The organism is Chelativorans sp. YIM 93263, assembly GCF_028767125.1.
Classification (GTDB): Bacteria; Pseudomonadota; Alphaproteobacteria; order Rhizobiales; family Rhizobiaceae; genus Chelativorans.
Genome location: NZ_JAKCWP010000001.1, coordinates 847,191 through 869,205, shown reverse-complemented (window position 1 = coordinate 869,205; position 22,015 = coordinate 847,191). Strand labels below are relative to the sequence as shown.

Below are 22,015 nucleotides of genomic sequence, written 5' to 3'. Positions count from 1 at the left end.
ACCGTTAGTTAGAACGGGCTAGCCCGGCTTGTCGCCACGCGACTCGCGGTCGCGCAAATAATCCTCCGTCGTGCGTGGCGCTGGCCGAGCGGGGCTGGCATAGGGATCGAACCCTTCGTTGGTCACCGCCTCGACCCGGCAATTGTCGCACATCCGCACCACGTCGATTCGCCGCGCGTTCTCGCCCGCAAACATCCAGTGCTTGTCTTCGAGCGTAGCAACGATGCGCTCGACCGTGCTCTTCGTGCCGAACGGCTTGCCGCAGCGGATGCAGCAGTAGGGCTCTTCCTCCTTCACCAACCGGCGCGGCGCCCTCCATGCCTCAAAATCGAGTTGCGGCGTAAGCCGGATCACGTCCTCCGGGCAGGTCGCCGCGCAAAGCCCGCATTGCACGCAGGCGCTCTCGGCGAAATAGAGGGCCGGCTTGTCCTCGCTGTCGGAGAGCGCACCTGTCGGACAGGCCGAAACACATGAAAGGCACAGCGTGCACCCGTCTGTGTCGACGTCAAGGCTTCCGAAAGGAGCGCCGGCCGGCAGCGTCACACGGTCGGCTGGCGTCGGCGCGGCTCGATGCAGCTCGACCATCGTGGTTCTCAGGAGGTTCCGTTTGTTGCCGACAGGCAGGAATGTCGCCGGCTGTGGCGAAGGGATGCCTGGGATCACCCGGTCGAGCGCAGAGCGAAGGATGTCGGGATCGTCGGCTTCAATCAATTCGCAGACCTCGGAGCCATAGCCGAGAGAACAGGTCAGCAGGTTCGCGATTGTGATGTTTGCCGCAAGACCCGCCAAATCGTGTTTCGGCTTGGCGGGGCCGAGCGCCCTGACTGCGGAGGCGCCCCACGCCACGGAAGCGGCCCAGGCGTCAATGCCCAGTTGCGTGATCTCGTTCACCGCCACCGGCAGGACCTTGGCCGGGAGTCCGGGCCCGAAACGGGCGAGCGCGTCGATCAGTGGCTCACCGTGGCGGGTATCGTGGAACAGCACGACCGGTTCATGACCTCCCGCATTTCGGTAGGTGAGGAGAAGTGTGCGAACCCGCCGCAGAAGCGCGTCGGCGGCAGGCAAAGCGTAAGCGGCGGCACCGGTCGGGCAGACGGCCGCGCAGTTGCCGCACCCGGCACAGACTTCCGCGTCGATCGCAACGTGATCGCCAGCCGGCGCAATAGCGCCCGTCGGGCACAGGTCGAGGCAACGCGTGCAGCCCGTGATACGCGACCGCGAATGGGCGCACAGGGAATCGGAGAAGTCGATGAAGCGCGGTTTGTCGAACTCACCGACCAGGTCGGCGGCCTTCCAGATCGCCTCGGCAATGGACGCTCGGTCGCCGGGATCGACCCGGATATAGCCGTCGCGCAATTCATGGGCCGGGAAAAGCGGCGTTTGCCCGGAGAGGTCGAGCACGATGTCAGCTTGCGAGACCGCACCGTTGCGCGCTTGCCCGAACTGCAGCTTCTCCCGCGAGGAGGGCGACGGCACGGCGAAATCGTCCACCGTCAGCTCGAAGGCCCCGAGATGGCCGTGCGCATTGCGGATCGTCCCCTTCGCCACGGGAAAATCCCACACCCGGTGCGGGATCACCTCGCCCGGCCGTGACAGGATGACGGTCACGTCGAGCTTGTCGGCAAGCTGCCGCCCCGCCTCGATTGCCGTCTCGTCACGGCCATAGATCAGGATCACGCCCCGGCTGGAAAGTGTCACGAGCGCCGGCGCCTCGGCGGGCTCGGCGGCCATGGCCATGAGGGCGGCAGCCTTCGGCCCGGCCTGCGCCGCGGTCTCGGCCCAGCCAGCCGTCTCGCGGATGTTCGCGAACGCCAGTTTGCCAGCGAAGCCGAGATCTTCGACGACCTCCCTGAAGAGCGGCGCCTGCTGGGTGCAGCCGATCGTCACCGCGTCGGTGCCGCCCAGGAAGGCGCGCACCCGGTCGAGCTCGGCGCCACAGAACTGATTTCCCGTTTCGACCTCGGCGCCCCGGCACCCGCGCTCGACGCTGTCGCCATAGTCCGGCATGCTCGCTTCGCAGGAACAGACCAGAACCTTGCGCCGTTTTTCTAGGGTCATTTCAACTCCCGTCGTGCACCGCCGCCCATCGGTAGCGTTGCCACTTTAGAAGTATTATAATGGTTGGCCGCAGTCATCAACATATGGTTCGAAATGCCCTTGCGCCCATCCGTCACCGACCGGGCCATCGATCTGCCCCCACCCTACAACCTCGTCCCGCTGCGTGAGGCCGGAGACGCCTTCGCATATGCCTGCGCCATCGCCGGCAACCAGGGCGCCGGCACGCTCGTGTGGGTACGCCGCTACGACCTGGCCGAGTTCGCCGTCGTCCTCGAGCCCGAGGAACCGCTCGCGGAAGCGCGCCGCGCCCTCTATATCGGCGCAAATGCGCTCGCCGATGCGCTCGCCGTCCACGCTCCGCCGGAAAAGCCGATCACCTTCGACTGGCCGGACACGATCCGCATCGACGGCGTGCTCGTCGGAGGATGCCGGCTTGGCTGGCCCGAGGGAGTGCGCGAGAACGAAGTCCCACCCTGGCTTGTCTTTTCCGGCATGATCCGAACCGTGGCGCTGCGCGCCGTCGAGCCCGGTGCCCGGCCACATAACGGAGCGCTGGAGGAAGTGGGCTTCGAGATGCTCGATGCTGGCGAGATCGTCGCGAGCTTTGCCCGGCACCTCATGCACGGCTTTCACGAATGGAGCGAGGCCGGCTTCGCACCGGTCGCCAAGGGCTGGCTCGACCGCCTGCCCCGGAAGGAGAACCAACGCGTTCGGCTGGCCGGCAACGGAGACCTCCTGCTCTTCCGGGCGGCCGAACTGCAACCCGCCAAACGGCGGAACCTGAGAACCGCACTTGCCACACCTTCCTGGCTCGATCCGGCTATGGGGGCACCATGGCTATAAAATTGCCTCGGACGATCCGGCTCGATCCGTCGGACACCTTCGTCTACAACCGCGCGGCGGAGCCGGGAGAATGGGCGGTGACTGGCACTTTCCTGTTCTTCGGCGTCGATACGGGCGGCCTTATAGGAAAGGAGCGGCAAGCTTTCCGCGCTGGCTTCCTAGGCATCAAGAGTTTCGGCTGGTCCACTCTCGCCCTCGTGACGGAAGCGAGCGCCGGAGAGCACGCTGCGGCTGTCGAGCGGCTGTCGGAGCAACTCGTTACCCACTGCGGCGCGCCCGACATGGACCGCGCACGCGCGGCAGCCGAGGAGGAAATCGACTTCGCCCAGTCGCTTTGCGATCATCCGCCGAACACGCTCCTCGGGATTCAGCGGACGAGCGAGGGGGACGGTATACGGGAGAAATTCCGCACCCTGCACCGGAACGCCAGCCGGCTCGAGCCCATCAACGCCTTCCGCGTCATCGAGGTCGAAGAGGAGGAGGAGATGCAACTCGACGACATTGATCTCCACGCCATGGCAAGGGAGCGAAAATGAAGGATTTCTGGGTGGCATCCGGACATCATCTTCTCGACCGGGACGAGGCGGGGCGGCTGCTCGTCACCGATGCGTTTCTGAAGGCCTATCTCGCGCGGCCGGAGCTGCTGCCGCCCGAAAATGCCTGCGAGGCGGAGCTGCGGCTGCATCACGAGCTCTTGATGCACCATCCACGCCGGCCGGTGACCGGTGACGAGATCGCTGCGATGGAGGACGCGGACGCGCGCGAGAACTGGACGTTCATGATCGCCTTCCGCGACCTCCTGCTTTCCGCACCCAGCCTTGAAGCGGCCTACCTGAAGCTGGTGCGCGGCTCGGCAGAAAATACCCCGCCGCTCTTCATGAACCAGCTCGCCCAAGTGGTGCTGCGCAATGCGCTCGACGGCGAGCAGGACCCTTTTGTCCTGCGCGCCGCAGAACTGTTCTTCCGTCCCCAGCGCGTAACGTTCCATGAGGGAACGGTGCTCCTTGCCGACGCCGAAGCGGTCGAACTGCACGAGCAGAACCGCCACGCCTCGCCACTCCTCAACATGCTTGGCGGTCCTGCCGTCACCGAGCTCGACATCCTGGATGAGGCGAACGCGGCGGGTTACTTTGCCCGGAGCGACGCCTTCGACATGGTGCTCAATCTCGGCGGCGACGGTCTGGCGCGCCGCGGCCTCGCGACCGCGATGGCCGCCTGGATACGTCATCTCCTCGCTGTCGAGGTGGAGATCGAGCTGGTCGACCGGATCGAGGACGAGAGCTGGACCTGGTTCGTCGGTCTCGATGCCGAGGCCACCCGGATCGGCAACACGCTCTGGAACGGGCACGAGCTCGAATCCGAGCCGGCGGAGCGCGTCATCGCACTGTTCCGGCTCGCCTTCTCCGACACGCGCGAAGTGATCCCCGAGGTTGGAACGCGCCCCGTCTGGCTGATCCTGGCGATGATGCCGGACCGGACTATCCGCGTGAAGCCGCAGAATCTGATCGCCGGATTGCCCTACCGGGTTGCCGCACCGGCGAGTTGAGGAACGATGATGATAACAGACGTGACGGAAGTCGGGGTGATCGTCGAGCGGCGGGTCCTGAAAAATCCATGGGCCGATCATGCCTGGGTGCCTGTCGCGGTGCTGGCCGGCGCGCCGGTCGCCGCGCCCTGGACAGTGCTCAGCGAAACCCCCGAGGCAACGCGCTATTTCGCCGGCGCCTTCCAGCTTCAACTATTCGCGTCCGAGACCGGAATGTATCGTGACAATCTGCATTCGAGGCAGCCGAGTCTCTGGATCTCGCTCCGCCCTTCCCGCACGCCGCCCGGCGTCGCGCTCCACCTCGTGACCGCCGACCCGTCCGAAGCCGAAGCGCGGACGGAGCCCGGCACCGATATCGTCGAGGCCGTTCCAATGCCGCCCGAGATCGAAAAGCGGCTGGCCGCCTTCGTCGCGGCGCATCACGTCGAGCGCCCCTTCGTCAAACGCAAGCGCGACCGGCCCGATATCGAGGCCATGGCAAGAAAGATCCCAGGCAAATGACCAGCCGCGACGACAATCCCCTCGCCCGCTGGTCCCGCCGAAAGCAGGCGGCGCGGAAGGCCGAGGCTCCCGCCCCGGATGAGGCAAGGGACGCGGCCCCCAAGGAAGAAGAGCGGGTCGAAACCCAAATCCCCGCAACGGTGCCCGACGCTGCCGAGCCTCCGGAGCCCCTGCCCCGTCTCGAAGACCTTACACCGGAGAGCGATCTTGCAGTTTTCCTGCGCAAAGGAGTGCCGGCGGCGCTAAGGAACACGGCACTCAGGCAGATGTGGTCGCTCGATCCTGTGATCCGCGACTATGTCGGTCCCGCCGAATATGCCTGGGATTTTAACAAGCCGGGCTCCATGCCGGGTTTCGGTCCTCTGGAGGCGGGCAAGTCGGTGGTTAATTTCCTGTCGAAGGTGGGCGGCTCCGACCCGCAAGATGCGGCGGAAGAGCCGGAAACGCCGCCGAAACAGGAAGCTCTTGTCCCCTCCGATCCGGAGACGGCCGCCCCGCCGGACAGGGCGGCGGAGGCCTCGGCTCCAGCCGAAACGGCCCAGCCTGCGGACCGGCCGGAAGCTCTGCAACCCGGCTTTTCGCAAAAAGAAGTTGCGGAGGCGTCGCCGCCCGAGGACCCACCTGCAGGATCACAAGAAGCATCGGCGCGCCCGCGCCATGGCGGCGCATTGCCGCGGTAAGCAAGTCAATCAGCAAGAATAAATTTGACTATTAATGTCAACTTTGGCTTTTCTGTACATTGCAGCGATGCATCCGTTGCCAACCGTACGTTTTGCCGGAAAAATAGCCGCCATCACTGTAAAAAACTTATGTTCTAGTTGCAGCACTCTCATTTGAGCCTTGCAATCACATCGATGTAGGTTTTTACTACCGGTTGGATGGCGACTCCATAAAGGGGCGCGCCGTCAAGGTCGTGACATGGACATGGTCTCAGGTCTGGAGGAAGCGATCAGGAAGGCGGGTGGCGTCGGCGCATTTGCGCAAGCGCTCGGGTTGACTCCGTCTTCCGTGTCGACTTGGCAAACAATCCCCGCCGAGCATGTGCTCGAAGTCGAGGCCGTGACCGGTGTCGGGCGGACAATCCTGCGTCCCGATCTTTACCCCGAACAGGCTGGAAGTGGCGCGGGAGTCGACGAAGTCGATATGGCGCGCACCCAGGAATACGCCCTGCTCGGCTCCCTTCTCCTGCGCGCCCCGAATGCGGCATCCCTTGCAGTTCTGTCGCAGTTCCAAGGTACTGATACGCCGCTCGGCGTGGCGCATATCGCGCTTGCGCAGGCGGCGAACATGGTTTCGCCCGAGGCGCTCAGACGCGAATATTTCGACCTCTTCGAGGGGGTCGGACGCGGCGAGTTGCTGCCCTATGCATCGTATTACCTGACAGGGTTCCTGAACGAACGGCCGCTTGCCCGCTTGCGCGAGGATCTCATGCGTCTCGGCCTGGAGCGCGCCGAGGGCCATTGCGACCCGGAGGACCATCTCGGCACCCTGTGCGAGATCATGAGCGGTCTGGCCGGCGGTCGCTTCGAAGCGTCCCTCGTCGAAGAGCACGACTTCTTCGAGCGCCACATAGCACCATGGGCAGGACACTTCTTCGCCGATCTCGAAAATGCGAACGCAGCGCGGTTCTACCGGGCCGTCGGCACTGTGGGACGACTGTTCATAGACATAGAAGCCGAAGGCTTCGCCATGGAGACGCGCCGCAGCGCGTAAGGATCAACAGGAAGACGGGTGTCGAGCCGGACGACCGCATGGGAGGAAGTAGAATGCACGACAAGCAACGGACGGCGATCAACCGCCGCAATTTCCTTCGTGCATTCAGCGGCGCATCCACCGTCGCCGTCGCCACGGCCGCCGCAACGTTCACCCCGAGCGAGGCACTGGCCTACGATCCCGGCGAGGAGGAGACAGGGCCCCGCTATCAGGAAACCGATCACGTCAAGGCCTTCTACCGCGTGAACGGCTACGAGACGCTGGACAAGTGAGGCTGCCATGCTGACGAAACGGAAGAACGGCCAAGCTGGCCAAACGAAACTGCAGTCGCTGCTGGGCGCGGGCGGTGCGGCTCCCATCGACCGGCGGACCTTCCTGCGGCGCTCCGGTCTCACCGTCGGCGGATTGGCCGCGATCGGCTCGTTCCAGCTCGGCTCCGTTCGGAAGGCGGAGGCGATCAGCCCGCCTCAGCCCGGCGTGCCCATCGAGCTCAAGAAGAGCATCTGTACCCATTGCGCGGTCGGCTGCACGGTGACCGCGGAAGTCCAGAACGGTGTGTGGACCGGCCAGGAACCCTCCTGGGACAGCCCGATCAACCGCGGCTCCCACTGCGCCAAGGGCGCAGCCGTACGCGAACTCGTACACAGCGACCGCAAGCTCAAGTACCCGCTCAAGCTCATCGACGGTCAGTGGACCCGTGTCTCTTGGAACGAGGCGATCGGCGAGATCGGCGACAAGATGATGGAGCTCCGCGAGGCCTCGGGGCCGGATTCCGTCTACTGGATGGGCTCGGCCAAGTTCTCCAACGAAGGCACCTACCTGTTCCGCAAGCTTGCCGCCTTGTGGGGAACCAACAACCAGGATCACCAGGCGCGCATCTGCCATTCGACGACCGTCTCCGGCGTAGCCAACACCTGGGGCTACGGCGCGATGACAAACTCCTTCAATGACATCCGCAACTCCAAGACGCTCATCATCATGGGCGGCAATCCGGCGGAGGCGCACCCCATCTCCCTGCAGCACCTCTTGGAGGGCAAGGAGCTCAACCACGCCAATTTCATCGTCATCGATCCGCGCTTCACCCGCACCGCCGCGCACGCGACCGAATATGTGCGCCTCAGATCCGGCACCGACATCGCGGTGCTGTGGGGCATGCTCTGGCACATCTTCGAGAATGGCTGGGAGGACAAGGAATTCATCGCCCAGCGCGTCTACGGCATGGACGAGATCCGCAAGGAGGTGGCGAAGTATCCGCCCGACGAGGTCGAGCGCATCTCCGGCGTGCCCGGGGAGCAGTTGAAACGCGTCGCCGAGTTGTTCGCCACGCAGAAACCGGCCACGATGATCTGGTGCATGGGCCAGACGCAGCACACGGTCGGCACCGCCAACGTGCGCGCAAGCTGCATCCTTTGTCTTGCCACCGGCAATGTCGGCAAACCCGGCGCCGGCGCCAACATTTTCCGCGGCCACGACAACGTGCAGGGTGCCACCGATATCGGGCTCGATGTGGTTACCCTGCCCTTCTATTACGGCCTCACGGAAGGCGCCTGGAACCATTGGTCGCGGGTCTGGGAAATCGATTACGAGGACCTTCTGTCACGGTTCGCCTCTAAGGAGGTCATGGAGACGCCCGGCATCCCGCTGACGCGGTGGTTCGATGCGACATTGCTGCCGAAGGACGAGATCCAGCAGAGCGACAATCTGCGGGCCATGTTCGTGCAGGGTCACGCGAGCAACAGCATCACGCGTATTCCCGAATCCGTGAAGGGGCTGGCGAAGCTCGACCTCCTGGTTGTCGCAGATCCGCATCCGACCACATGGGCCTCGCTCGCCGTACAGGCAGGACGCACGGAGAATACGTATCTCCTGCCGGTATGCACGCAGTTCGAAACCTCGGGCTCGCGCGTCGCCTCCAACCGCTCGATCCAATGGGGCGAGCAGATCGTCGCACCCTCCTTCGAGCAGAAGGACGACTACCAGGTCATCTATCGCCTGGCGCAAAAGCTCGGGCTTGCCGAGCCGATGTTCAAGAACATCGCCGTCGAGGGCGACCGTCCGGTGCCCGAGGATGTGCTGCGTGAGATGAACCGCGGCAGTTGGTCGACTGGTTATTGCGGTCAGTCGCCAGAGCGCCTCAAGGCACATATGAGAAACCAGCACAAATTCGATCTAGTCACCTTGCGCGCGCCGAAGGACGACCCCGAAGTCGGCGGCGACTACTACGGCCTGCCGTGGCCATGCTGGGGCAAGCCGGAACTGCGCCATCCCGGCACTCCGAACCTCTACAATCCGGATTTGCACGTCATGGATGGCGGCAGCCCCTTCCGCGCGCGCTTCGGCGTGGAGCGGGACGGCGAGACGCTGCTTGCGGAAGGGTCCTATACAAGAGGCTCGGAGCTCACGGACGGCTATCCGGAGTTCACCATGGCCGTCCTGAAGAAGCTCGGCTGGGATGCCGATCTGACGCCGGAGGAACTTAGCGTCATCGAGACCATCGGTAGTGACATCGACGCGGTCTCCTGGTCGACCGACCTTTCGGGCGGGATCCAGCGCGTCGTGCTCAGCCATGGCTGCCATCCTTATGGCAACGGCAAGGCGCGCGCGTTGGCGTGGAACCTGCCCGATCCCGTTCCCGTCCACCGCGAGCCGATCTATACGCCACGGGTCGACCTGGTCGAGAAATATCCGACCCTCCCCGATGCCATGCAGTTCCGTGTGCCCAACATCGGACACGCCGTGCAGCAGGCGGCCATCGAAAAGGGCATCGCCCGGGATTTCCCGCTGATCCTCACCTCGGGCCGGCTGGTCGAATACGAAGGCGGCGGCGAGGAGACGCGCTCGAACAGGTGGCTGGCCGAGTTGCAGCAGGAGATGTTCCTGGAGATCAACCCGGCGGACGCCTCCGAGCGCGGCATCTCCGACGGCACTTGGGTGTGGGTAACCGGCGCCGAAAACAATTCGCGGGCGCGGGTGAAGGCGCTGGTGACGGAGCGTGTCGGCCAGGGGGTGGCGTTCATGCCGTTCCACTTCGGGGGATGGCTTGAGGGCAAGGAGCTGCGGGCCAACTATCCCGATGGCACCGATCCCTATGTTCTCGGCGAAAGCGCCAACACCATCACCACCTACGGATACGATCCCGTGACAAACATGCAGGAGCCGAAGGTCACGCTCTGTCAGGTCCAAGCGGCGTGAGTGGGAGGAAAAAATGGCCCGAATGAAATTCCTTTGTGACGCCGACCGCTGTATCGAATGCAACGCCTGCGTCACTGCCTGCAAGAACGAGCACGACGTGCCGTGGGGCATCAACCGCCGCCGCGTCGTCACCATCAACGACGGCAAGCCGGGCGAGCGCTCGGTCTCGATGGCCTGCATGCACTGCACCGACGCGCCCTGCGCGGCGGTGTGCCCGGTCGACTGTTTCTACACGACGACCGACGCGGTGGTGCTGCACTCCAAGGATCTGTGCATCGGGTGCGGCTACTGCTTCTACGCCTGCCCGTTCGGCGCGCCGCAATATCCGCGCACCGGCAATTTCGGCTCGCGCGGCAAGATGGACAAGTGCACATTCTGCGCCGGTGGCCCGGAAGCCGATTCCACCGAAGTCGAGTACGCCAAATACGGCGCCAACCGGCTGGCCGAGGGCAAGCTGCCGCTTTGCGCCGAAATGTGCTCCACCAAGTCCCTTCTTGCCGGCGACGGCGAGATCATCGCGGCGATCTACAAGGAGCGGGTCACGCAGCGCGGCTACGGCTCGGGCGCATGGGGCTGGCAGACGGCCTACCAGGAACCGATCACGGTCTGACGAAGGACCGACCCCGCAGAGACCCGAGGGAGGGTGGAGAAATGCAGGTCTTGAAGCGTTTTGGGCCGATTGGGCCGGCTTTCGCCGCGATCGTTCTGGCTTTCGGTCTGCTCGTCGCTCCGGCAGCAGCCCAGGAGGGCCCGTCGGGGAGCAATCCCACCGCCCAGTCGGTGAACGAGCAGCAACTCCTCCAGGAACTGAACAAGATCCAGGGCCGCGTCACCATACCAGACGCCAAAGCCGGGACGCTGGAACAGCCTCAGGGGAGGGGCTTCCGTGAATACCACGAAGGTGCCCTGCCCTGGATCGGTGGCATTGCCGTGCTCGGGATGCTCCTCCTGCTCACACTGTTCTATTTTGTGAGAGGTCGCATTCGCCTGCGGTCTCCGGAAGCCGGCGTCAAGATCCTGCGCTTCAACGCTATGGAGCGCCTGACCCACTGGATAACCGCAACCGCCTTCATCATCCTCGCCATCACCGGATTGAACTTCGTCTTCGGCAAGCGCCTGCTGATGCCGCTGATCGGACCCAACGCTTTCTCCGCATGGTCCCAGTGGTCGAAATATGCCCACGACTTCTTCTCCTGGGCATTCATGCTCGGCATTGTCGTTATGGCGATCCTGTGGATCTGGGACAATCTTCCCGACCGCTACGATGCCCATTGGCTCAAGGTCGGCGGCGGCATGTTCGACAAGACCAACCGGACGCACCCGCCGGCTACCCGGTTCAACGCGGGCCAGAAGCTCATTTTCTGGTCGGTGATCATCGGCGGCATCGCCCTTTCCGTTTCGGGGATATTTATGCTGTTCCCGTTCTCCTACGCCGATGTGAATGGAATGCAGCTGGCACAGACGATCCACGCTACGGTCGGGGTGCTGATGGTGGCCGTCATCATCGCCCACATCTATATCGGTACCCTCGGCATGGAAGGTGCCTACGAGGCGATGGGCTCCGGCACCGTCGACCTCAACTGGGCCAAGGAGCACCACAGCGTCTGGGTGGAAAAACAGGAAGCCAGGACCGAACCGTCTCAGCCGTCCGCGCCGCCGACACCGGCCGAATAGCAAGTCGCCCGGCGGTGAAACCATTCGCCGTGTCCCGGCCGGGCTGCGGTGGTGCCGGGGCAGACGAGAATCTGTTGAGCATTACGGCACAAAAGGGCGCGCCCTCCCCCGCCAATGGAGGAGAGAGGCGCAGGCACAAGCGCCTTTGCCGATCATCACTTCCGGTGACTTGCTGCAAGGCCGGCGCAGCCTTTTTCTCCCTCGTGGCGGGGGAGAAAAGAAATTCTTGGCTTAGCGCAGCTAATCCGTAGAATCTGCAAGGAGGGGGCCTTGGCGCGCACAGCCGGCGCGATCAGGAAGACGGCTCCTCCGGCTCCGCTGAGGCGACGACGTCACTGTCGGGCTCTCCCGTCCAGGCAGCGCCCACGAGGTTATAGCCGGGGTCGCCCACACGCGCGCTGGGCGTGCTGTAGGCCTCCCATGACGGCGTCTGGTCCGAAGTCATGAAATAGCCGGCGCCGATCGCGATTGCGATGGCGACGACAATTCCCGTCAACATCATACCCATCCGGCTTCTCCTTTTTCACCTGCCTCGAAGCGCCCAGCCCGGGCCGGACAGCCGTTCACTGCTGCGGCTGCGTTTGCTGCGAGGGAGATTCCGCGTCGTTCGCCTGCGTTTGATATTGCAGATCGAGCGCCGTCAGCGCGAGCAATGGCGGCGGCATGGGAGCGCCGGCAAGCCTGAGCTTCCTGGCCGCATCTCGGCACGCAGCGATGTCGTTGGCTTCGGCAAGTTGCTCGGCCCTGTCGAGACTCAGCGGCATGTTCTCCCCCGCTTCGACGGCCTCGGTGGGCACCGGTGCGCTCAGGCTGGAGGTCTGGGGCGCATTTTCCGCATCGCCTTCCGCCGAGTCCTCGCTACTGGGTTCAGGCGCCTCATGGGCCGGGCCGCTTTGCCCGGTAGCCTCCTGCGCTGAACCGCCCTCGGAGGCAGGTTCCGGCGGCACGGCCTCGCCCGAGGCCGGGGAAGAATCCTCGCCCGTTCCAGCAGACTCACCCGTTGCCGCCGCAGCGGCGGGGGCGTCAGCCGTGGCATCGGGCTCCGGTGGGTTCTCCTGCACAAAGGCGAGGAGTTCCCGGCAGAGATTGGCAGGTTGCCCGGCTTCGGCCTGTTGCGAAGCCGTCGGATCGGCCGGTGCCGTATTCTCCGGCGTTGCGGAAGCGGGAGCTTCTTCCTCCGGGGTAGCCGGTTCCGGCGCGGCATCTGTCTGTGCGAGCGCAGTCGACGCTACTAGGGCGAAGACTCCCGTGAGAACAAAAATTCTCATCGCATTGATCTCCTTCCTAAAGGATCTCCCTTTCCGCCGCCCGACAACATTAGCCCAATGTGTGCCTGAACGACAGCAAAATTGAGAAGTGCACCCGGCTGATATGGTAGGCATGGATGGTAAGCCAGGCAGGTGCGTTGAGGGTGTACGGCCAAGTCCGGAGGTGCCGATACTGGCGGCGTTCATGTTGGCTGAACTCTGGAATTGGCTGCTGGGCGTGGTCATCTCTACCGGTTTGCTAGGTATTGCTGCGTATCTAATGCGCGACACTATAGGCATTTTTTGCCAAGGTTGTTGAGCACCGATTTAAAAACAAGCGGCCGCAATGATAATGAAGCTTCTCAGCTTACCTTTGCGTGACAAGGGTGGCCTCATCAAGGCAGCCACCTCTGCAAGACAACAATCAAGTTAGCTCCCGGCTCAAAGGAGGGATGCGGTAAGTGGGGCGAGGGGCTTGCGTACTACTGGTCAACGTATTTCCACGATGAGACCTTACGAGCAGTTCGTCACGAAGTTTCCGGCGCGGATGACATGGCCGGCGATTGCGGAATACGTTTAAGCTTGGCGTTAGATTCTCGTCGCGTGCATATCAACATCCGCTCACCTCTGGAGCAGTAGGCCTGCCTGACGATCTGATCAAACCACGAAAGCGCCCGGCAAGTTCGTTTCCTGCCGAAAGGCATCAGAATGACAGCACTGGATTTCAGACCATCATCGCTAAACGACCAAAATGGGCCGAAAAACGGTGTTAGCGACCGTTCGGCTGTCAGGTAATTAAAATGAAGCCTTGTATGAAATCAAACTCTATCGGATCGCACACATGTGCTCGCCGCGCTTTACGAGAGCGTAAAAAATTGTTCACCAGCTTAGAATAGCTGGTAAGTCTAAGGACACACCGGTGTAAGTGGAACGGTCCCAGCATCATCCATGAGCAATCCCCGTAAAGCTGGTGTGCGAGGATGCCGTGGTCGAGAGCGGTCAGACTGCTCTTGTCCAAGATTGAGGCTTAGCAAACTTGCCCCTTGCCTAGGCGATCCGCCGAAGCCAGAGACTATTCAGATCACCACGGAACAGTGCCCATGGTCGCGTGAGTGAACGTGCCTGTCGGCCCTTCAGAACCGAGCACCGCAACGCGCACGGCCTGGCGGCCCCCTCCTCAACAGTATCCGTGCCCGCAAACCCGTTGAGCCGCGTTTGGGTGTATCCGGGCGATACCGCATTCACATAAATTTCGGGCCAGGGCTGCGTCACAAAGACTTTCATGTGGTAGCGTTCATATGGAGCTGAATGTCGCGGGCAGGTTGGCCGGTCGCATGTTGGAGCGCGACCGCAGCATCTACCAATCCACGGTCGAAAAAGACCCACTCTGTTTTGTCCGCGATCCGCTTGCGGTCATCCGCTGTGATCCTGATGACCCGGTTGGCGAAAGCGGCAAGGTCAACCCAAGGCAGCGCAGCGCCTTCGCCGCGCAACTCCTCTTCTACGATCCGACGGCCGGGCTCGGGAACTACCACAAACCCTCTTCGCTCCCGTTCTGCGAGCAGCGTCAACTTGCCCCCTCCAGAACAGCCCGACAGCACAACGTCGAAGTTTCATGATGACTCCTGTTCGACGTCCGCATTTGGACCAACTCAAGCGATGTTATGTCTCTTATGGGGGCGGCTGCGGAACGGATTGTTGCCAGTAAGGACCGGAAACTGACCGTCAACTCACGGCCTTCAACAGCTGCTCAACGATGCTCATCATTCAACAAAGGAGATCCGGCAAGCGCGAGGCGGATGCGACCGCGCCCCACGCGAACCAGTTGGACCGGCGCTCCCTTGTCTTCGAGCCGACGCCGCAGGAGGAGGAGGCGCGTTTCGAGGTTGTCCTTGTAGTCCGGCAGGCGCAACTCATCAGCCAGGCGAATTTCCCGGTTGGTGAACTCGGTCCGCCCCTCTTGAAGATAGCGGCGCAGGAGATGGATGAGCAGGCGGCCAGCCACCCCCTTAATCAGATACTCGTTTTCGATGAAAACGCTGTCGTCATAGGCATGGTGGACCACGCGGAACGGACGTCCCGCCGGCGAGGAATCTGGCGGCGAAGCCGGTGCCGCGACGCTCTCCACCGCCTCGCTCTCCGAAAGCGCGATCGCCCCCGCCGCCTGGGCGGCCATGATGGCGAGCACAGCTTGGTCTTCCCGACTGAAGGCCAGTCGCTTGGCGCTTTCGGCAAAGAGCACGCCGCGCAGAACGCCATGGGCGACCATCGGCAATGCAATCTGGCTCATGGCGTCGGGCATTCCTGGCAGTTGGATGGTGCGGGTGCGGTGCTCTTCGGTAGCCGAGGTGCGGATCGCCGACCCGAAGCGTCTGACCCGGCTCATGTCGCTAACCCTGATAGGGCGGCGCTCCGCAGCGGCCGTGCCGATCACGCCGATCCCCACAGCGATCTCCGAGCCGATACCGGTGTGCTCATAGCCGCGGCTTCCGATGGTGAAGAGCCGCTCCCCGGTCGGGTCCATGAGTAACGCCATGCTGTTGGCCAAACCGAGCCTATCGCGCAGTCCGTCGAGCATCGCGTCGATGATCGCGCCGATCTCCGTTTCCTCCGAGAGGCGCCGGACGATTTCGGCGGCCGCGGAAAGTTGCGGGCTCGCGGCGGGAAGGAAGACGGCTTTTCCAATTGGCGATGGCACGTGGCGGATTGCCTCGACACGATAGATGTCGATACCGCGCAGCCGCATGACGTCAGCCATGCCGATCTGTGCGCTGGCAGCGCGCAATTGCACGGCCATTTCCTGAAACAGCTCACCGCTCTCCACCGAGCGCTGGAAGCGCACGTCGAGGCTATACTGCTCGCCGTTTCGCGCGTCGACGACCAGGAGTGCTGCCGTGGGGTTTGCCCGCATATTTGCCGCCGTCTTGGAGAAGAACTGGTTCGACACCGCCACGTGCTCGTCATCGACCAGTTGCACATGGGAGAGGTAAGAAATGTTCGGCGTACCGTCGGAGGCGGCAGTCGCGATGATGGATGGGATGACGCCCTCGAAGCAGGGAGCCAGATCGCGAAGCCGGATCGTCATTGCCCACCCTGTAGCATCTGGCCGGCTTTCGCGCCGGGCGTCTGCACGAACACGCTGTCGACCGAGAGACTGAGTGCCGCCAGATCGCGGTTGACGAGCCAGGGAGCGGAAACTTCCCGCTCGAGCCCCAATTCCGCCAGCACCGCGCTGATGGATTCGATATAGGCCGCCGCCCCGGCGCGATGCTCCTCAGTGGGCGGCACTACAACAGCGTGACCTTTGACTTGGTAGGACACATAGTCGGAGGGCCGCGCGAAGGTGGCGGAGAGCCTGCCGTTTGCCCGCACATTCGACAGCGTGCCTGGCCATTGCCAGGCAGACAGGACGAGTTCGATCTCCCCGTCCAGCCGGACCAGCGCACCCACGGCGCGGCCGATCTCCGGCTGCAAGGCGTCGTTGCTAGTGCCCAGGATGATCATCACCGGGCTGCTCATGAAATTTGCCAGATCCTGATCAAGCCACATGAATGCCCCCAATCGGCTCACCGAGTTTAGCAATTTTTTAGGAAGTTGGGCATGCCGCTTAGGAAGGATTTAGGAAACGCGCGTCGGCGAGAGGAGTAAGCAGCGGGCCGACAAAGAAAGGACCCGCTATGACCATCATCCAACATCCTCATGCTGTCGCCGTGATCGGCGCCGGTCCTGCCGGCCTGGTGACTGCCCGCTGGCTTTCCGCCCAGGGTTTCGAGCCCGTTCTGTTCGAGGCCGCGGCCCAGGCCGGCGGCCAGTGGAATGCGGCTTCGCCTCTCAGCGCAACCTGGCGCGGCATGCGCACCAATACAAGCCGCGTGATGTCTGCTTTCTCCGATCTCGACCATGGTGAGGGGACTCCCGTCTATCCCAGACAGGAAGACATGCTCGACTACCTCGAAACCTACTCGGCTCGGTCCGGGCTCAGTGAGCGCATCCGCTGGCGCACGCGCGTCGAACGTTTGGAAAAAGTCGGAGGCGGCTATCTGGTGACGTCGCGGCAGGACGGAGAGCTCTCCGTGCAACGCTTTGCGCGCGTGGTGGTGGCAACGGGCCGCTACATCGCGCCGAGCCTTCCCGAAATCCCCAGGTGCGGTGGCTTCACCGGCGTGCTCGGTGCCTCGCACACGGCGCGCTACGACGGGGGTTCCGTCTACCGCGACCACGACGTGCTGGTTGCCGGATGCTCGATAAGTGCGCTTGAGATCGCGTCGGATCTTGCGCTCTCCGGTGCGCGCAGCGTGACGGCCTGCTACCGGCGGCAGCGCTACATCCTTCCAAAGCTGATCGCTGGGGTCCCTACCGACCACGTGATGTTTACGCGCGCCGCAGCCCTTGCGGGCGAAATCCTGCCGCCGGAGGCGCTCGCGGCCGGACTGAAGGCCAAGGTTACAGCGGTGGCGGGCACGCCCGACCAGTTCGGCGCGATGCGGCCGGACGACAATATCTTTGCTGCGGGAATCTCCCAGGCACAGGCCTTCCTGCCGCTGGTCGCCGAGGGGCGTATCGCGGTCCGCCCCTGGATCGAGCGCATCGAGGGCCGATCGGTTCACTTTGCCGATGGTAGCGCCAGGGAATTCGACGCGATCCTGTTCGGCACGGGATATCGCCTGTCGCTCCCCTTCCTTTCCGACGACATCGCAGCCGCCCTCGGGCTCGACCAGACCCACATCGATCTCTGCGACCATACCTTTCATCCGGATCTGGATGGCCTGGCGTTCGTGGGGTTCTACGATCTCGTTGGACCGGCCTTCCCGGTGCTGGAACTGCAGGCGCGCTGGATCGCCTATGCATGGGGTGGCGCGGTGGCGATGCCGGTGCGTGAGGCCCTGCAGGAGCGGCTGGCCGAGGCGCGTGCACGGCGCAATGGCCCGCAGACTGTTGCCATGCACGAGATGGCGCTGCTCTTCGCGCGCAATGCGAACGTGGAGCCCGACCGCAGCCGTTGGCCGGAGCTGGAGCGCGCGCTTCTTTTCGGGCCGCTTTCTCCCGCGTCCTTCCGGCTCCAGGGGCCGGACAGGCTCGCGGACGCGCCGGCGCGCACATGCGCCTCAGCGGAAGAGTTCGGCGCAATCTACTCCCCGGAATTCACCCAGGAGGAGCGCGCGCTGCACGATCTTCTCGGCCGCACGGCAACCCGCGCCGCCTGAGAGAACCACGGAGAGCAAAGATGATCCCCGCTAATATTCCTGCCATTGCCGCCCGCCAGCTAAAGCTCGCGGGACTGTGGCTCCTGATCGGCCTGTCGCTGGGCATCTTCATGTCCACCAACCTCGACTTCACGCTGCGCAGCGTGCATGCCCGTATCAACTGCTGGGCTGGGCGACGCTGGCGCTGACGGGCTGATCTATGCGGTCGCCCCGGCGACGGCCGAGAGCGCACTCGCGCGCTGGCATCTCTGGCTGCACAATCTCGGTCTGCCCATAATGATGGGCGGGCTCACCGCGGCCATGCTGGGGCTGCACGCCACCGAGCCGTTCATCAAGCTTGGCGCAGTGTCAACGGTTGGCGGCCTCTTCCTCTTCGTCCTCAATCTCTTCGCCGGCTGAGCAGCCAAACATGAGTGAGCGGGACCACCCTTCGCGTCGAGTGCCTTTCGGATAGACGGATCGAAGACCAAGAAGCGGCCATGCTAGGAATGCCGGCGGTTGGAAACATGAGCGGTGCCTATCGTACGAGAGACGTCGGCCCTGGGCTACAGTTGCAGAATGGCAGCTTATCGCCAATTACCGACCGAAAGCTGACGGTCCGGAACGGGAAGCCGCGAACGGCCATCGAGTGTCCAGGATAGGGGGCGCTTGCTGAATGGCAGTTATTCGCCGCGCACGCCCGGACCGGACCGTCCGCAGGCGGCCCCTATTCAGTCGCTGCACGAACGCCAGCTTTTGGGAAACCGCAACAGGGCTTGGACGTCCAAGATGTGGTCTTTGCCGAACGGCAGCTTGTCAAGGGTTCTGGCCAAAACCGGACTGACCGCAACCGGCCCCTATGAGACGGAGATCGCTTTCCGCTTCGAGCGCCACCGATCATCTGCTCGACTTCGTCGATGGTGGAAAGCGGAACGTCCGTTTTCGGACAAGTGTTCTGGGATGCTGTCGCCCGTCAAGTTCGAACGGCAACCGGAAATGTCACCCGAGGGCGTCCAAGAAACTCGGGGCTATTCACTAATCGCTGCTGGAGACACTTCAGTGGCAGGTCACTGCAGCCAAGCTCTCCTCAAAGCAAGACGAATGACTTACTTGTCCCCCCGTTGTGAGCGAATTTGGTCGTCGGTGAATAAAGACCAAACGGCGAAGAACAGGGCAGCAATCAGCGGGCCGATGACAAACCCGTTCATTCCAATAATCGCGATCCCGCCGAGGGTGGAGATAAGTACTACATAGTCGGGCAGGCGCGTACCCTTTCCAACCAGTGGTGGCCGTAACAAGTTGTCGATCATGCTGATGATCAACACGCCCACCGCAAGCAGAATGGCACCCTTCAAATACTGACCCGATATCAGCAGATAGCCTGCAACTGGTCCCCAGACTATAAAGGCACCTATGGCCGGCAGAAGCGACAACACCGCCATGAGAACACCCCAGAGAAGCGCGGCCTCAATCCCGAGCATCCAGAACGCGATGCCACCGATAACTCCTTGGATAATCGCGATAATCACGTTTCCCCTGACGGTTGCCTTCACAACCTCACTGAACTTTCCCAGTATGTAATTGGTATGATGGTCGCTGAGCGGACTGGCTTTGCGGATCGTGGCCGCCAACCTAGGGCCGTCCCGAAATAGGAAAAAGAGCAGATAAAGCATTACACCGAGGCTAATGAAAAGCTGAGCTGTTTCCTGCCCAATGGACACTATTCTTGTGGCGATAGCTTGGGCGGCTTCGCCTAGGAATGAGGTCAGCCGAGTTTGAATCTCCTCAAAACTGCCGAGATTGAATACTGCGAGCCCATCCGCAATGAAGGTGGGCAAAGCGCTATGAAAATTCTCCAGTATCAGGGCGAGATCCAACTCTTGCGTACTGATGCGATTATAGAGGCTGGTCGTCTCCTGGGCTAGCGACGCGAGGATCAGCGAGCCAGGGATGACCACAATGCAAATGCAGGCCAATAGAGTTAGCATAGCCGCAAGGTTTTGCCGACCGCCAAGTCGTCTCTCAAGTCTGCGATGCAGCGGATTGAACAACAGCGCGAGAATTACAGCCCATAGCACTGCCCCGTAAAATGGCAGGAGCAGCCAGACGAAAGCTGCAGTCACGAAGACCACTACAGTGGCAAAACTGATTCCCTGCACAGTCGGCGTCAAATCAGATATCCCTTCCTGCGACCTAATCGAGTAATCATTATCATGCCTACAACAGGCGCTGTCGTACACTCTGGAATGTAGAGGCCTCTTACGTGAAGGACGCGTAATACCCACACGGTCGTTTGACGGACGAGATGATTCGCTCAGAGCGCCAGGAGAAGAACCAACAGGAATGATTGATTATCCCGCCGGTTTGTTCTGTCTGGACGCAGGAGAGAGCAATGCACAAGGACGAGACAAAAGGCAGTGCGAAGAAATGACAAACACCGCGCCGGAGGCAAGGCAGACAAGGCTGAGGGCACGGTCCAAGAAGGTGTAGGCAAGGCCAAGGACAAGGTCCGGGATGCCCTGAAGCGCTGGGCAGTGGCACCTAGTGGCGTTACGATGCCCGCAGCCGCCGGGCTACGGGCGAAAATCTTTGACTGACCGCTAAGTGCGGTTAGCGAGAGAGAAGGCGCATGTGGATGGCGGTCAGTTCCTCGAAGCTAAACGGATTGCGAAGAACCGGGGTGTTCGCGGTGTCTTCCCTCATGCCATGCCCGATGTTGCCGGCAGTAGACGAACGGAACGCCGCGTGCGGTGAGCGCGTCGGCTACCTTGAAGCTATCGTCGCCATTCAGGTTCATGTCCAGCATCGCCGCGTCGAAGACATGCTCTGCAAGGAAGACAAGGGTTTACCAATCGTGCCGACGGCGGTCGCGGATGCGCACCCGAGATCTGCCAGCATGTCTTCGATAATCATGAGGGCCAGCATTTCATCCTCAACGACGAAGCCGCGGCGGGAATTTCAATTGTGCACCCAATTCTGGTCATTCGCGGCGTACTTGCCGAATTCTAAAAGCGGACAGTCTCTCGGCGGGAACGTGGGGCCCCGCGGCACACCTGTCATCCCACAGCGAGGGTCAGCGGTCGTCGTCGATATCCACACCGAGATACCTAACGGGGCTGATTTAAAGGATCTGTGGTTAGCGCTACTATCGCGAAACGCTCGCTTCTTAGGCGCCACGTTCGCCGATAGGCCTCCCCAATGTGATGTAGCCGCGGAATTTCCCCCGAATGCCGCGTCATCACCATACGGTATGACACGGACCAGAGGTCGGCGGCAATTGACGGACGTTCGGCTGACCTTGGCGCGCGTCGGCTAGCTACACCGAATTGACGCAAAGGGCTGGCTATAGCGTCAGTTGGCCGTATCCACTATGATTTCAGGCCAGTTCCAGTCAGATCTCTGATAAAATTTTTTAGTCCCGACGAGGGTCACTCACGACGCTTCTCCAACTGGCGAAATGGACGTGATGACCTTCGCCTGTCCGGACGGATAGGTGCCTGAGCTGGGTTAGTCATCGCAAGCGCCGTTTCGATCACCCTTGGCATCCTGTTCAGCGGGAATCGGAACGTCGGATCGGCAAGTAGCTTTTGCTCAAAGCACAGTCCGTAACCGTTTGATATTCAAACAACGGATGCGAGCGCGGCGATCCCCTCGGCGAAAGTGGAACGACCGACCTTTTCCTTAATCTCGGCCTCGTCTTGCGGTGCGACGTCGAATTCGGCAGACCACTCGACGAATGTTTTGTCGCCCTCCGTTACCGGCGTGCAGCAGAAGGTGGCGACGTAGTTCTCGATCGGCATCGGCGAGACCAAGATATTATAGGTGAAGGAGCGGTCGCGTTCGCTGAAGGCAAGCAGTTGCTCGCGCAGATGCCCGCCGTCGGTCAGCTTGAAATTGCGGATGCAGCCGACCTGGTCGCTCGGGCGTCCCTCCTCGATGTGGCTTTCGGCGATCAGCGGGTGCCACTCGCCATGGCCGTTGAAGTCCCGGGCGACGGCCCAGACGTGCTCGACCGGGGCGTCGATAATGCCGCTGACATAAACTTTCGCCATGATCGT

21 protein-coding genes are annotated in these 22,015 nt (G+C 62.5%); 13 read left to right on the top strand and 8 right to left on the bottom strand.

The annotated features are described in order from the left end of the window. Positions 1-18: 18 nt before the first annotated feature. Positions 19-2,058 (bottom strand): 4Fe-4S binding protein, encoded by a 2,040-nt coding sequence (locus LY631_RS04240; protein WP_274423851.1) that lies wholly within the window; start codon positions 2,056-2,058, stop codon positions 19-21. Positions 2,059-2,121: 63 nt separating this feature from the next. Here LY631_RS04240 and LY631_RS04235 point away from each other — a divergent pair, with 63 nt between their 5' ends. From LY631_RS04235 to LY631_RS04190, 10 genes are all read left to right on the top strand, one after another. Continuing rightward, positions 2,122-2,901, top strand: coding sequence for a biotin/lipoate--protein ligase family protein (locus LY631_RS04235; RefSeq protein ID WP_338000412.1), 780 nt, complete (start codon positions 2,122-2,124; stop codon positions 2,899-2,901). Then, a complete protein-coding gene (locus tag LY631_RS04230; protein WP_274423850.1) occupies positions 2,892-3,437 on the top strand; it encodes a DUF6505 family protein in 546 nt (181 codons plus the stop codon). The genes LY631_RS04235 and LY631_RS04230 overlap by 10 nt, the downstream gene beginning before the upstream one ends. Continuing rightward, complete coding sequence (locus LY631_RS04225) at positions 3,434-4,447, top strand: DUF6352 family protein (protein ID WP_274423849.1); 1,014 nt, start codon at positions 3,434-3,436, stop codon at positions 4,445-4,447. Before LY631_RS04230 ends, LY631_RS04225 begins: the two co-directional genes overlap by 4 nt. A gap of 6 nt (positions 4,448-4,453) precedes the next feature. Continuing rightward, positions 4,454-4,948 carry a DUF3305 domain-containing protein gene (locus tag LY631_RS04220; protein ID WP_445082830.1) on the top strand — a complete coding sequence of 165 codons (495 nt, stop codon included), beginning with the start codon at positions 4,454-4,456 and terminating at the stop codon, positions 4,946-4,948. Beyond that, a complete protein-coding gene (locus tag LY631_RS04215; RefSeq protein WP_274423848.1) occupies positions 4,945-5,628 on the top strand; it encodes a DUF3306 domain-containing protein in 684 nt (227 codons plus the stop codon). Before LY631_RS04220 ends, LY631_RS04215 begins: the two co-directional genes overlap by 4 nt. A gap of 238 nt (positions 5,629-5,866) precedes the next feature. Further along, positions 5,867-6,661, top strand: a complete 795-nt coding sequence (locus LY631_RS04210) for a molecular chaperone TorD family protein (RefSeq protein WP_274423847.1) — start codon at positions 5,867-5,869, stop codon at positions 6,659-6,661. A 53-nt stretch (positions 6,662-6,714) separates the two neighbouring features. Continuing rightward, the gene (locus LY631_RS04205; RefSeq protein ID WP_274423846.1) at positions 6,715-6,933 is read left to right on the top strand and encodes a formate dehydrogenase; all 219 of its coding nucleotides are present in this window, start codon (positions 6,715-6,717) and stop codon (positions 6,931-6,933) included. A 7-nt stretch (positions 6,934-6,940) separates the two neighbouring features. Then, positions 6,941-9,853 (top strand): formate dehydrogenase subunit alpha, encoded by a 2,913-nt coding sequence (locus LY631_RS04200; protein ID WP_274423845.1) that lies wholly within the window; start codon positions 6,941-6,943, stop codon positions 9,851-9,853. 13 nt (positions 9,854-9,866) lie between these two features. Next, positions 9,867-10,463 carry a formate dehydrogenase FDH3 subunit beta gene (fdh3B, locus tag LY631_RS04195; RefSeq protein WP_274423844.1) on the top strand — a complete coding sequence of 199 codons (597 nt, stop codon included), beginning with the start codon at positions 9,867-9,869 and terminating at the stop codon, positions 10,461-10,463. Between the two features lie 41 nt (positions 10,464-10,504). Continuing rightward, positions 10,505-11,527, top strand: coding sequence for a formate dehydrogenase subunit gamma (locus LY631_RS04190; RefSeq protein ID WP_274423843.1), 1,023 nt, complete (start codon positions 10,505-10,507; stop codon positions 11,525-11,527). A 292-nt stretch (positions 11,528-11,819) separates the two neighbouring features. On the opposite strand, the gene LY631_RS04185 is transcribed toward LY631_RS04190, so the two are convergent. The 5 genes from LY631_RS04185 to LY631_RS04165 form a co-directional block, all read right to left on the bottom strand. Next, positions 11,820-12,035, bottom strand: a complete 216-nt coding sequence (locus tag LY631_RS04185) for a hypothetical protein (protein ID WP_274423842.1) — start codon at positions 12,033-12,035, stop codon at positions 11,820-11,822. A gap of 55 nt (positions 12,036-12,090) precedes the next feature. Further along, on the bottom strand, positions 12,091-12,795 hold the full coding sequence (locus tag LY631_RS04180) for a hypothetical protein (RefSeq protein ID WP_274423841.1): 705 nt from the start codon (positions 12,793-12,795) through the stop codon (positions 12,091-12,093). 1,259 nt (positions 12,796-14,054) lie between these two features. Continuing rightward, positions 14,055-14,375 carry an AAA family ATPase gene (locus tag LY631_RS04175; RefSeq protein ID WP_445082829.1) on the bottom strand — a complete coding sequence of 107 codons (321 nt, stop codon included), beginning with the start codon at positions 14,373-14,375 and terminating at the stop codon, positions 14,055-14,057. Between the two features lie 149 nt (positions 14,376-14,524). Next, positions 14,525-15,859, bottom strand: a complete 1,335-nt coding sequence (locus LY631_RS04170; protein WP_274423840.1) for a GAF domain-containing protein — start codon at positions 15,857-15,859, stop codon at positions 14,525-14,527. After that, on the bottom strand, positions 15,856-16,323 hold the full coding sequence (locus LY631_RS04165) for a hypothetical protein (RefSeq protein WP_274423839.1): 468 nt from the start codon (positions 16,321-16,323) through the stop codon (positions 15,856-15,858). Before LY631_RS04165 ends, LY631_RS04170 begins: the two co-directional genes overlap by 4 nt. A 128-nt stretch (positions 16,324-16,451) precedes the next feature. Here LY631_RS04165 and LY631_RS04160 point away from each other — a divergent pair, with 128 nt between their 5' ends. From LY631_RS04160 to LY631_RS04150, 3 genes are read left to right on the top strand one after another with little or no spacing between them, the layout of a single operon-like run. Continuing rightward, on the top strand, positions 16,452-17,978 hold the full coding sequence (locus LY631_RS04160; protein WP_274423838.1) for a flavin-containing monooxygenase: 1,527 nt from the start codon (positions 16,452-16,454) through the stop codon (positions 17,976-17,978). A gap of 20 nt (positions 17,979-17,998) precedes the next feature. Continuing rightward, positions 17,999-18,166, top strand: coding sequence for a hypothetical protein (locus LY631_RS04155; RefSeq protein ID WP_274423837.1), 168 nt, complete (start codon positions 17,999-18,001; stop codon positions 18,164-18,166). Then, positions 18,126-18,377 carry a hypothetical protein gene (locus LY631_RS04150; RefSeq protein WP_274423836.1) on the top strand — a complete coding sequence of 84 codons (252 nt, stop codon included), beginning with the start codon at positions 18,126-18,128 and terminating at the stop codon, positions 18,375-18,377. Before LY631_RS04155 ends, LY631_RS04150 begins: the two co-directional genes overlap by 41 nt. 686 nt (positions 18,378-19,063) lie before the next feature. On the opposite strand, the gene LY631_RS04145 is transcribed toward LY631_RS04150, so the two are convergent. Both LY631_RS04145 and LY631_RS04140 read right to left on the bottom strand, forming a co-directional pair. Beyond that, the gene (locus LY631_RS04145; RefSeq protein WP_274423835.1) at positions 19,064-20,128 is read right to left on the bottom strand and encodes an AI-2E family transporter; all 1,065 of its coding nucleotides are present in this window, start codon (positions 20,126-20,128) and stop codon (positions 19,064-19,066) included. A 1,449-nt stretch (positions 20,129-21,577) separates the two neighbouring features. Beyond that, on the bottom strand, positions 21,578-22,009 hold the full coding sequence (locus LY631_RS04140; protein ID WP_274423834.1) for an SRPBCC family protein: 432 nt from the start codon (positions 22,007-22,009) through the stop codon (positions 21,578-21,580). Between the last annotated feature and the right edge of the window lie 6 nt (positions 22,010-22,015).

Excerpts from the sequence above, each read along its gene's own strand:
- LY631_RS04225 (WP_274423849.1), top strand. The coding sequence starts at position 3,434 with ATGAAGGATTTCTGGGTGGCATCCGGACATCATCTTCTCGACCGGGAC.
- LY631_RS04185 (WP_274423842.1), bottom strand. The coding sequence starts at position 12,035 with ATGGGTATGATGTTGACGGGAATTGTCGTCGCCATCGCAATCGCGATC.
- LY631_RS04190 (WP_274423843.1), top strand. The coding sequence starts at position 10,505 with ATGCAGGTCTTGAAGCGTTTTGGGCCGATTGGGCCGGCTTTCGCCGCG.
- LY631_RS04140 (WP_274423834.1), bottom strand. The coding sequence starts at position 22,009 with ATGGCGAAAGTTTATGTCAGCGGCATTATCGACGCCCCGGTCGAGCAC.
- LY631_RS04200 (WP_274423845.1), top strand. The coding sequence starts at position 6,941 with ATGCTGACGAAACGGAAGAACGGCCAAGCTGGCCAAACGAAACTGCAG.
- LY631_RS04180 (WP_274423841.1), bottom strand. The coding sequence starts at position 12,795 with ATGAGAATTTTTGTTCTCACGGGAGTCTTCGCCCTAGTAGCGTCGACT.
- LY631_RS04160 (WP_274423838.1), top strand. The coding sequence starts at position 16,452 with ATGACCATCATCCAACATCCTCATGCTGTCGCCGTGATCGGCGCCGGT.
- LY631_RS04230 (WP_274423850.1), top strand. The coding sequence starts at position 2,892 with ATGGCTATAAAATTGCCTCGGACGATCCGGCTCGATCCGTCGGACACC.
- LY631_RS04240 (WP_274423851.1), bottom strand. The coding sequence starts at position 2,058 with ATGACCCTAGAAAAACGGCGCAAGGTTCTGGTCTGTTCCTGCGAAGCG.
- LY631_RS04215 (WP_274423848.1), top strand. The coding sequence starts at position 4,945 with ATGACCAGCCGCGACGACAATCCCCTCGCCCGCTGGTCCCGCCGAAAG.
- fdh3B (WP_274423844.1), top strand. The coding sequence starts at position 9,867 with ATGGCCCGAATGAAATTCCTTTGTGACGCCGACCGCTGTATCGAATGC.
- LY631_RS04220 (WP_445082830.1), top strand. The coding sequence starts at position 4,454 with ATGATGATAACAGACGTGACGGAAGTCGGGGTGATCGTCGAGCGGCGG.
- LY631_RS04150 (WP_274423836.1), top strand. The coding sequence starts at position 18,126 with ATGCCCGTATCAACTGCTGGGCTGGGCGACGCTGGCGCTGACGGGCTG.
- LY631_RS04170 (WP_274423840.1), bottom strand. The coding sequence starts at position 15,859 with ATGACGATCCGGCTTCGCGATCTGGCTCCCTGCTTCGAGGGCGTCATC.
- LY631_RS04205 (WP_274423846.1), top strand. The coding sequence starts at position 6,715 with ATGCACGACAAGCAACGGACGGCGATCAACCGCCGCAATTTCCTTCGT.
- LY631_RS04210 (WP_274423847.1), top strand. The coding sequence starts at position 5,867 with ATGGACATGGTCTCAGGTCTGGAGGAAGCGATCAGGAAGGCGGGTGGC.
- LY631_RS04155 (WP_274423837.1), top strand. The coding sequence starts at position 17,999 with ATGATCCCCGCTAATATTCCTGCCATTGCCGCCCGCCAGCTAAAGCTC.
- LY631_RS04165 (WP_274423839.1), bottom strand. The coding sequence starts at position 16,323 with ATGTGGCTTGATCAGGATCTGGCAAATTTCATGAGCAGCCCGGTGATG.